At 40.0% G+C, this 6219-nt stretch carries 7 protein-coding genes; 6 read left to right on the top strand and 1 reads right to left on the bottom strand.

From position 1 onward, the window contains the following. The 6 genes from H5072_RS09465 to lipA all read left to right on the top strand — a co-directional run. Nucleotides 1-644 (top strand): FtsW/RodA/SpoVE family cell cycle protein (locus tag H5072_RS09465; RefSeq protein ID WP_182693377.1); only part of this gene is annotated, 644 nt, incomplete at its 5' end. Continuing rightward, the gene (locus H5072_RS09460; RefSeq protein WP_182693376.1) at nt 644-1408 is read left to right on the top strand and encodes a septal ring lytic transglycosylase RlpA family protein; all 765 of its coding nucleotides are present in this window, start codon (nt 644-646) and stop codon (nt 1406-1408) included. The genes H5072_RS09465 and H5072_RS09460, both read left to right, overlap by 1 nt. Before the next feature lie 99 nt (nt 1409-1507). After that, on the top strand, nt 1508-2671 hold the full coding sequence (locus H5072_RS09455; RefSeq protein WP_182693378.1) for a serine hydrolase: 1164 nt from the start codon (nt 1508-1510) through the stop codon (nt 2669-2671). Nucleotides 2672-2845: 174 nt separating this feature from the next. After that, on the top strand, nt 2846-3124 hold the full coding sequence (gene ybeD, locus H5072_RS09450) for a DUF493 family protein YbeD (protein WP_002958517.1): 279 nt from the start codon (nt 2846-2848) through the stop codon (nt 3122-3124). Between the two features lie 19 nt (nt 3125-3143). Then, nucleotides 3144-3797 carry a lipoyl(octanoyl) transferase LipB gene (lipB, locus tag H5072_RS09445; protein WP_182693375.1) on the top strand — a complete coding sequence of 218 codons (654 nt, stop codon included), beginning with the start codon at nt 3144-3146 and terminating at the stop codon, nt 3795-3797. Next, entirely contained in the window at nt 3794-4759 is a 966-nt protein-coding gene (gene lipA, locus H5072_RS09440) for a lipoyl synthase (protein WP_002958515.1), read from the top strand. Before lipB ends, lipA begins: the two co-directional genes overlap by 4 nt. A gap of 80 nt (nt 4760-4839) precedes the next feature. Here lipA and H5072_RS09435 read toward each other — a convergent pair whose 3' ends face one another. Next, complete coding sequence (locus tag H5072_RS09435) at nt 4840-6126, bottom strand: VCBS domain-containing protein (protein ID WP_182693374.1); 1287 nt, start codon at nt 6124-6126, stop codon at nt 4840-4842. Nucleotides 6127-6219: the final 93 nt, after the last annotated feature.

The raw sequence follows: 6219 nt of genomic DNA, 5'->3' as shown, positions 1-6219 counted from the left end.
AAGAACAACCCGATTTAGGTACCGCTATACTTATTGCAAGCTCAGGTATATTTGTATTATTTTTGTCTGGGTTGAGTTGGCGTTTAATAGGGTTTTTAAGCTCGATTGTAGCGCTTGCTGCATGGCCATTTTGGCACTACGGTATGCACGATTATCAAAAACAACGTGTACTCACCTTTTTAGATCCTGAGAGCGATCCGCTTGGTTCGGGTTATCATATTATTCAATCGAAAATTGCTATTGGATCAGGCGGCATAGAAGGTAAAGGCTGGTTGCTTGGTACACAATCGCAATTAGAGTTTTTGCCAGAGCGCCACACCGACTTTATATTTTCGGTTTTAAGCGAAGAATTTGGCTTATTCGGCGTATGTGTTTTACTTAGCCTGTACTTATTTATTATTGGTCGTGGTTTATACATTGCTGTTAATGCACAAGATGCATTTGGTAAATTGCTCGCAGGCGCACTCACCCTCACCTTTTTTGTATATGTATTCGTAAACATAGGCATGGTATCGGGTTTATTACCTGTTGTAGGCGTACCTTTACCACTGATTAGTTATGGTGGTACATCGATGGTGACGTTAATGGCAGGATTTGGCATTATTATGTCAATCGCGACAGATAAAAGGATGCTTTTAAAATAATGCAACACACGAATCAGTTTATATTTACTACATTATTAATTTTACTTTTAAGTGCTTGTAGTAGTGGGCCAAGTAGCCGTTATAGTATGCGTCATGATGCAGCGCCATTAAGAGCTCCAACTACACTTGAGATGCAAGACGCTATAGTTACCGAAACCACTAAAAGTGCTAGCGCTAGCCGCCCATACACAGTGCTTGGTAAAAGCTATTCGCCCATGCTTGATGAGACGGGTTATAGTGAGGAAGGCATTGCCTCTTGGTATGGTCGTAAATTTCATGGTTATCACACCTCAAATGGTGAAACGTATGATATGTTTGCCATGACCGCAGCGCATAAAACGCTGCCACTACCTAGCTTTGTTAGAGTAACCAATACAGCAAATGGTAAATCGGTAATCGTACGCGTGAACGACCGTGGCCCATTTCATGACGATAGAATAATTGATCTTTCGTACGCAGCCGCTTATAAGCTTGGCTACTACACCCATGGTACAGCAAAGGTTAAGCTAGAGGCAGTTACGCTTGCGGGCGCAACTGCGCGTCAAACCTATATTCAGGTAGCTGCAGGTAGTACACTTGCTAATATTGAAGCACTTGCCAGCACATTGCGAGAGCAATACAAATTACCAACAAATATTGTGCAAAAAGACGATATTTACAGACTGCATTTAGGGCCAATAAAAGATACCCCTCATGCAAACGAAGTATTAAAAAAATTAAAAGAAAATCAATTTCAAAACGCGTTCTTGCTTTACACTCAGTAAGACTAATACCCAAACCAGCCCAAGATGCTCGCATCTCGGGGTAGTTTGGGTATAAAATGGCGTAACGCGAATCTTTAACTTTAACCATTAATGAGTATGATGAAATCTATTAAACATAAAATCCTCAAAGGTGTATGCGGCCTAGTTTATACAGCCGCCGTATTCTCAGCCAGCGCCCAAATTATTCCGGCACCACCTCAAGTTAATGCGAAAGGTTATTTTTTAGTCGACTTTACAACTGGTAAAGTTATTGCTGAAGGTGAAGCCGATACACAGCTAGCACCTGCAAGTTTAACTAAAATGATGACCAGTTATGTAATTGGTACTGAAATTAAAGCAGGTAATATTGCCACTACCGATATGGTAACGGTAAGCGAAAAAGCATGGGCTAAAAACTTTCCAGAATCTTCAAAGATGTTTATTGAAGTAGGTAAACAAATTAGTGTTGATGAGCTTAACCACGGTATTATTATTCAATCAGGTAATGATGCATGTGTAGCAATGGCTGAGCATATTGCTGGAAGCGAAAGCGCATTTGCTGATTTAATGAATGCCCATGCTGCTAAATTAGGTATGAGCAACAGTCACTTTATCAACAGCCACGGCCTTGATACTGACGAGCACTTCACAACTCCACGCGATATGGCGACACTTGGTGCTGCTCTTATTCGTGATGTGCCAGATGAATATGCACTTTATAAGCAAAAATCGTTTACTTATAACGGCATTAAGCAATATAACCGTAACTCATTATTATGGGATGAAAGCTTAGATGTTGACGGCATTAAAACGGGGCATACATCAGAAGCTGGTTACAGCCTAGTTACCTCAGCAACTAAAAACGATATGCGTTTAATTGCTGTTGTTATGGGTACCTCAAGCGAACGAGCTCGTAAAGTAGAAAGTAAAAAGCTACTTAACTATGGTTTTCGTTTTTATGAAACAATTACTCCGTACAAAGCAGGCGATAGCTTTGCAGAACAACGTATTTGGATGGGTAACAAAGAGAACGTATCTTTAGGTATTTTAGAAGATACACCAATTACTATCCCACGTGGTCAGCATAAAAACCTTAAAGCTAACTTTGAGCTAGATAATACGCTTGAAGCACCACTTGCTAAAGGTACTAAAGTAGGTACGTTATTCTTACAACTAGAGGGCGAAGATATTGCTCAATACCCACTAGTTACACTTGAAGAAGTGGAAGAAGGCAGCTTCTTTAGCAAAATTTATGATTACTTACGCTTACAGATCATGCAGTAATTTATATCTCCCCTATTAACTAGGTAACTAATTTAAACGTCTCCACTGTGAGGCGTTTTTTTTTGCTTGAAAAATGTTAGAATGCGCCCCATATAAGCAAGACTGCTAATTGCCTATCTGTATTAAGCTTCAAGCTTGCATAGAGTCCACACTTTTGTATGAGGAGTCACCGTCGTGGTTCAACCTGTTAAAGATACTAAATTTGATGAGTACCTAGAGTACCCTTGCCCATTTACATTCAGAATAATGGGTTTAGCTAACGTAAACTTAACTGATCAAATTTTAGCTAAGTTACAACCAATAGCACCTGGCGATTACGCCCCTAAAGTAAAACCAAGCAGCAAAGGTAATTACGAGTCAGTAAGCCTTGTAGCAACAGTTACTAGTGGCAAACACATTGAAGAAATTTACAACGTGATCAGCAATATTGATGACGTACGCCACATGCTTTAATCCATAGTTGAGATTTGTTGTGAACGAAAACACTTTGATCGTACGCCAACTGGGTCGTCAGCGTTATATGCCAATTTGGCAAAAAATGCAGGACTTTACCGACACCCGTGATGAAAATACGCCAGATGAAATTTGGCTTGTAGAGCACGAGAGTGTATTCACCCAAGGTCAGGCTGGTAAGGACGAACACTTACTAGCTCCTGGCGACATTGAGGTGATTAAAGTTGACCGTGGCGGGCAAGTAACTTACCACGGCCCAGGCCAGCAAATGATGTATGTATTATTTAATCTACGTCGTTTAAAGATTGGTGTACGTGAACTGGTTACTTGGCTTGAAGAGTGCATTATTGAATCACTCGCCGAGTATGGTATTGAAGCTTATGCTAAAGCTGATGCACCAGGTGTATACGTTAATGACAGTAAAATTGCATCCCTTGGTTTAAGGGTTCGTCGTGGTTGCTCGTTTCATGGCTTAGCATTAAATGTTAACATGGACCTAAGTCCATTTTTACGCATTAACCCATGTGGTTATGCGGGCATGAATATGGTGCAAACTAAAGAATTAGATGGTCCTCAAAACCTAGAAAGTGCGGGTGAAGGATTGCTGAAACACATGATCAAGAAGCTTAATGCAACACAGGTTAAGCATACTGAAGGGTTTGAAAACGAATGAATAAACCAGTCAAAATGGAACCAGGTGTAAAACTACGCGACGCAGAAAAAATGGCGTTGATCCCAGTAAAAGTTTTACCTACAGAAAAAACTGAAATGTTGCGTAAGCCAGAATGGTTAAAAATTCGCTTACCTAAATCAACCGATCGTATTGACGGTATAAAAAAAGCGCTACGTAAGCATGGCTTACACTCGGTATGTGAAGAAGCTTCGTGCCCTAACCTATCTGAATGTTTTAACCACGGTACAGCTACCTTTATGATTTTAGGTGCTATTTGTACTCGTCGTTGCCCATTTTGTGATGTTGCTCACGGTCGCCCATTAAAACCTGATGCCACTGAACCTGAAAAGCTAGCACTTACTATTAAAGATATGAAGCTAAGCTACGTTGTAATCACTTCAGTTGACCGTGATGATTTACGTGATGGTGGTGCACAGCATTTTGCCGATTGTATTCGCGAGATTCGTAAACATAATCCAACTATTACTATCGAAATTTTAGTACCTGATTTTCGTGGTCGTATGGACCGCGCACTAGAGATATTAATCGAGACGCCACCAGATGTGTTTAACCACAATCTTGAAACTGCGCCACGTTTATACAAACTAGCTCGTCCAGGTGCTGACTATAAATGGTCTTTAGAATTACTTCGTCGCTTTAAAGAAGCTCACCCAGAAGTAAAAACTAAATCAGGCTTAATGGTTGGTTTAGGTGAAGAAATTAGTGAAATTGAAGAAGTACTTCGCGATTTACGTGCTCACAACGTTGACATGCTAACTGTAGGCCAATACCTACAACCTTCTAAGCATCACTTACCGGTTAAGCGCTACGTGCCACCAGTAGAGTTTGACGGCTTAAAAGCGTATGCAGACGAAATTGGCTTTACTCACGCGGCTTCTGGCCCGTTTGTACGTTCAAGCTACCATGCTGATCAACAAGCAGCGGGTAAAGAAGTGAAATAATCACTTTTATCAAAAAATTAAAAAAGCCGTTAATGATGCATAATTATTAACGGCTTTTTCATGCTAATTGATAAAATAGCTTACTGCGCTATCTTACCTTTTGTAATAGAAAAATCAGCAAACCTAACACGTTCTTCATCAGCGCGAAGGCTGTCGGTTTCAACAATCGAGCGGTAAATTCCCCACTTAGGACGAGCAAAATCAGCATCACTAAAGCCGCGCCACATATCTATGTTTTGCTCGCTTATATTAAATATCTCTGCATTATCGCTTAAGCGCGTTAACGTCATATCAATCTTACCGTTTTCACTAAATGTAGCTTGTACAAATACCTTGACCCATTCATCTGTAATGAGTGACCAGTCGGTTTCAATGAGGTTTTTATCAAGCCCTGTACTGTTACCGTTTTCATCAAAGCCTGCACTATATCGCACTTGCAGTTGATTGCCTGTACTGTTTTTTTGTGCTCCTGAGAGTGTGATAATAGGCTGGTCGTCATTACCATTAGTATTATCGTTGCTGTCATTTCGAGCTTTTATTTGAAAAAAATGGCTAAACTTACTCGTAAGCTCAAGCTCGCTGCTTACTTTAAATTTCCAGCTATATTGAAATGTCTCCCCCTCAAACGCCAGTGTTTCTTGTGGTGATTTATCGTAGGTTTTTATTTCGTTACGTTGTCTATCACTTACGCCTTTGTCTTTATCTTGGTCATCATCTCGGTGAGCTAAAAAGACAAAATGGTTACCAATTATCGTATCGGTATCTTCAAGAATATGGACAACACTTTGATGATTGCCAGCATATAAGTCTGGAGATTCAATTGACCCTTCGCCGAAGGCATTTTCAATAAGCGTGTATGCGTCAAGCCCCGAATTAACGCCATCTGATCGCAATAAAACGTGTGATATTTTCTCAAAGCCATCAGCTTGAGCTATTGGTGCACCTACAATTGTTATGATAATTTGTGCGCTGGTACCATCTACAGAGTTTACTGTTATTGTATCTTGTAGTGTTTCACCTTCACTTAAAGATGTTATTGAAGCGTTTAAATCGTCAAGTGTGTATGACCAATCTCCACCAGCATTTAAGCTAAAAAAACCATAGCTTGTAGCGCTATTTTCTTGTGCTACAAAAGCACCTTCACCTGATTGTTGATCCGTAATAGTTAACGAGCCTGTTATTGCATCATTACTATCGCTAATAACTTCACCTAGAGTGTTACCACCAATTGTTGCAGGAGTTTGTGAAGAAATCGCTTCATTATTTTGCGCCGTAGGATCAGAGCCTGAGCTGCCACAACCAGTAACTAAACAAGATAGAAGTATAGCTGTAACTGTATTACAGGGTTTAAGGGTATATTTAGACATGAGTAGTTCTGTGGTTAATAGTAAGTTAATTAAATATGAATTTACCAATTTATTGTGCAAATAACCACAATTCAATTACCAATTAATATTACC

Source organism: Pseudoalteromonas sp. SR45-5 (assembly GCF_014163565.1).
Classification (GTDB): domain Bacteria; phylum Pseudomonadota; class Gammaproteobacteria; order Enterobacterales; family Alteromonadaceae; genus Pseudoalteromonas; species Pseudoalteromonas distincta.
The sequence above is the reverse complement of the archived record's forward strand: the minus strand, read 5'-3'. Positions and strand labels throughout refer to the sequence as shown.

Excerpts from the sequence above, each read along its gene's own strand:
- H5072_RS09460 (WP_182693376.1), top strand. The coding sequence starts at position 644 with ATGCAACACACGAATCAGTTTATATTTACTACATTATTAATTTTACTT.
- H5072_RS09455 (WP_182693378.1), top strand. The coding sequence starts at position 1,508 with ATGAAATCTATTAAACATAAAATCCTCAAAGGTGTATGCGGCCTAGTT.
- lipA (WP_002958515.1), top strand. The coding sequence starts at position 3,794 with ATGAATAAACCAGTCAAAATGGAACCAGGTGTAAAACTACGCGACGCA.
- H5072_RS09435 (WP_182693374.1), bottom strand. The coding sequence starts at position 6,126 with ATGTCTAAATATACCCTTAAACCCTGTAATACAGTTACAGCTATACTT.